The 3,186-nt window shown below is 63.1% G+C and carries 5 protein-coding genes; all 5 read right to left on the reverse strand.

Annotated features, from left to right (window positions below; genetic code table 11):
- Positions 1–21 precede the first annotated feature (21 nt).
- Positions 22–330 (reverse strand): ferredoxin III, nif-specific, encoded by a 309-nt coding sequence (fdxB, locus tag ACY693_RS17155; protein WP_462323026.1) that lies wholly within the window; start codon positions 328–330, stop codon positions 22–24.
- Between the two features lie 79 nt (positions 331–409).
- Positions 410–637 (reverse strand): CCE_0567 family metalloprotein, encoded by a 228-nt coding sequence (locus tag ACY693_RS17160; RefSeq protein ID WP_462323027.1) that lies wholly within the window; start codon positions 635–637, stop codon positions 410–412.
- An 84-nt stretch (positions 638–721) separates the two neighbouring features.
- Complete coding sequence (locus ACY693_RS17165) at positions 722–1,216, reverse strand: NifX-associated nitrogen fixation protein (protein ID WP_462323028.1); 495 nt, start codon at positions 1,214–1,216, stop codon at positions 722–724.
- 49 nt (positions 1,217–1,265) lie between these two features.
- The gene (locus tag ACY693_RS17170) at positions 1,266–1,751 is read right to left on the reverse strand and encodes a NifB/NifX family molybdenum-iron cluster-binding protein (protein ID WP_462323029.1); all 486 of its coding nucleotides are present in this window, start codon (positions 1,749–1,751) and stop codon (positions 1,266–1,268) included.
- 145 nt (positions 1,752–1,896) lie between these two features.
- The coding region (nifN, locus tag ACY693_RS17175; protein ID WP_462323030.1) for a nitrogenase iron-molybdenum cofactor biosynthesis protein NifN at positions 1,897–3,186 on the reverse strand (1,290 nt) is incomplete at its 5' end.

A 3,186-nucleotide genomic window follows, 5' to 3' on the forward strand; every position in this document is an offset into this window, starting at 1 on the left:
TAGGCCGCAATTAGGCCGCAATTAGGCCGCAATCGCTTGGGGCTCGTGCGTCAGGCAGCCCTTGGGGCAGACGCGCGAGCAGGCCTCGCAGCCAATGCAGTCGAGGGTGTCTTTGAGGTTCATCACCATCCCAGGTGCCTCGTCAAAGTCGTCATCGAAGTCATCGTCATCGCCGAGGTCAAGCTCATCGCGATCGATCAGCTCGAAGACATCGCGCGGGCAGACCTTAAAGCAGCGGCCGCAGCCGATGCAGTTGTTCTGATTCAGGTCGACGATGAAGGCCGGTGTCCACTGGACGCCGCCGCGGGTGAGTCCGGTGATGGTGCTCATTGGCTTGCTCCGCTAGGTTGGGGATGAGGCTGAAGCGACAGGCTCACACATCAGCCGTGGTTGGGGTTCGGGCAACGGGTCAGGCATCGGCGGTTTGGGCCTGCTCATAGCGGGCTTTGGCCTCGGCCCAGGTCTGACAGGCCTCGTAGGTGGCCTCTGACAGCGCTGGGAGCTCGTTGAATGCCGCAGGTAGGCGGTCTTCGACCAGATCATGCAGCTCGCTAGCGCGCTCACTGGCGATGCGCTTCGCCTTCTTCATGGCCTTTTCGAGGGCCTTGATCTCCTCGTCGCTCATCTCATCGCTCATCAGGTCCTCCGCGGGAAGCCCGCCGCAGCGGGCTTTCTGAGGGTGTTGATTAGCTCAAGCCGTCGACTGGCGTGTCGGTCGGTTTCAGAGGCCAGCGACCCGGCTGTGCTCCCCGATCAGCTCCAGCGCGACCGAGAGCAGCTTGTCGCCTTCGTCTTTCATCCTTGAGAGCGAAGCGAAACCGAAGCGGTGAACGTCGCGCAACGAGCGATCCACGACCACCAGCTTGCCAACGGTGATCAGCACGCGGCCGAAGCCTTCGTGGGTCAGGTGCAGCAAGGGCACCGCGCGCAAACGGCACTCCTGCTCGATCATCACCGCAATGGCGTTATAGAAGGCCTGGATGCGAGCGATGACGATCTCGTCGGGATCGCCGACGATCGGTATCTCGCGCTTCTTCTCCTTGGTCAGCACATAGGGCTCGAGCACCTCGGCAGCTGAGAGATCATCGTAGGTGCCATAGGGATCGATGGCGCGCACCTGGCGCACCATTTCGGTCGCGAATCCAGTATCCAGCACCGGATCGCTCGGATCGATCGCTGGCTCGGTGGTTGGTGCCTCAAGCGTCTCAATGGTCATGCTGTTCTCCGACGTTGTGTTATTTCAATCGAGCCGCCGACGGGCGGCATCATTCTTCCCAGGCCTCGGCCGCCATGGCATCAAAGCGGCTCTCACTGCGCGGGCTCTGTTGCGCGATTGCGCGCTTGAGCCAAGCACTCGGACCGTCGCGCAGCTCGCGCTTGAGCGCGTGCAGCTGACTGCTGACCAGGCTTTCGGGGGCGACCTTGATCGGTTGAATGCCCTGTGCGCGCAGCTTGCTGATGGCGGAGGCGCCAACCGCTTGGCAATAGACCGCGATGCAGCCGGCAAGGGCCTCGATCTTGGCGCCGAGCTTGTCTTCATTGCCGTCCATATCGAGACGGCCGAATTGGGCGACCTCCAACAGTTCGTAGCCGTTCGCCGAGACGCGATAGATCGCAAAACCCTCGGCGGCGCCGAAGTGCTGATTGACGTGGCGGCGGTCGGTGGTGGCGAAGGCGACCTTGATCGCGGTCGCCTCGTGATCATCGAGATCCCTGTTGCCGACGAGCTTGAGCTGGCGTTTCATGGTCATGCTATTGGCTCGGGTCCGGGGCTTATCGAGAGCGATCATGCGGGGCAACTAAGCCGACGCAGAGCGTGCGAAGCGCTGGTGGCGATGGCCTGTATGAGCATAGGCATGGGCATAGGCACCGGCATGGCCATGGGCTCGGCATTCGTCAGGCCAGTGCCGCACCGATGCCGGCATCGATCGAGCCTTGAGCCGGCCCACCATCGCGCTCGTGTTCTGGCCATTGCTTGAGACGAGAGCGATAGGGTGCGATCTCGCCCTTGTGCAGCCCGAGCATGATGTTGGCGAGATCGAACAGGGTTTGACGCGTACCCTGATAGCCGATCCATTGCCGCTGCCAGCCACCAACATGGTCGAACTGTGGAAAGCCGGCGCGCAGCAGTGGAATGCCCAGGCGCTCGGCGGTATGGGCGCCATGGCTGTTAGTGATCAGCACCTCGGCACCGTTGGCGCGGGCCAGCTGCTCTAGATCCTCGAGATCGCCGATCTTCACCTGCGCAGCGGCAACATCGGCCAGGCTCGGTGCGTTGGCAGGCGCAACCGCAGCAACGGTCTCGGCGCCCATGCTGGCGAGCAGCTGCGAGAAGGCAATCAATAGATCGGCATCGGCGGCGAGGGCAAATCGGCCTTGCCCGATCGAGAAATGCGCGTCGAGCATCGCGTCCTGCAGCTGCGAGCGCTGTCGCTCGATGCGCTCCGGCACCGGCTCGGCGCTGATCTCAGCAAGCGTGCTGATGAATCGGTCCATCGCCTCCAGGCCCATCAGATGCGGGAACCGGTAGTCTGGTACCCCGGTGCGCTCGGCCAGCAGGTTGGCAGCACCGGTCATCGAATGGCCGATGACCAGTGTTGCCGCGGCGTCACCGAGGGTCGCCAGCTCATCCAGCGGGGTACCGCCGATGGTCAGGGCGTTGTAGTCGGCGTCGACCAGATGGCCATCGAGGGAGTCAGCAATGTCTGGCACGAGCATCGGGCGCAGCCGGAAGCGCTCGAGAAGGTCCTTGAGATGCTCGATGTCTCCGGTGGTCAGCGCCGAGCCGGCGAGCACATTGACCTGCCGAGGCCGACGACCTGGACGGGTGCCGGCGGCAGTCGCTTTGGGTACCAGGGCGTCGATGATCGCCTTGACCGCGTTGTTGTAGCCAGTCTCCAGACAGCCGCTGTAGTCCGGCGAGGCGACCGGGACAACGGCGATACCAGCATATTCTGGATGCTGCGTGCGGAACATCTGAATGGCACGAGCGACATCAGCGCCTTGGGTCTCCACCAGTCCGGTCGTCGGTAGGCCGATCAGCGCCGGGTCATGCTTCTTGCAGATCGTCGCCAGGCCTTCGACGACGGCATCATCGCCGCCCATGATCGTGCTGACCTGATCCATGGCCGTGGTCTGCATCGGCATCGGCTCGCGGAAGTGCTGGATGAAGAAGATCTTGCCGAA

This window comes from Halochromatium sp. (assembly GCF_054919635.1).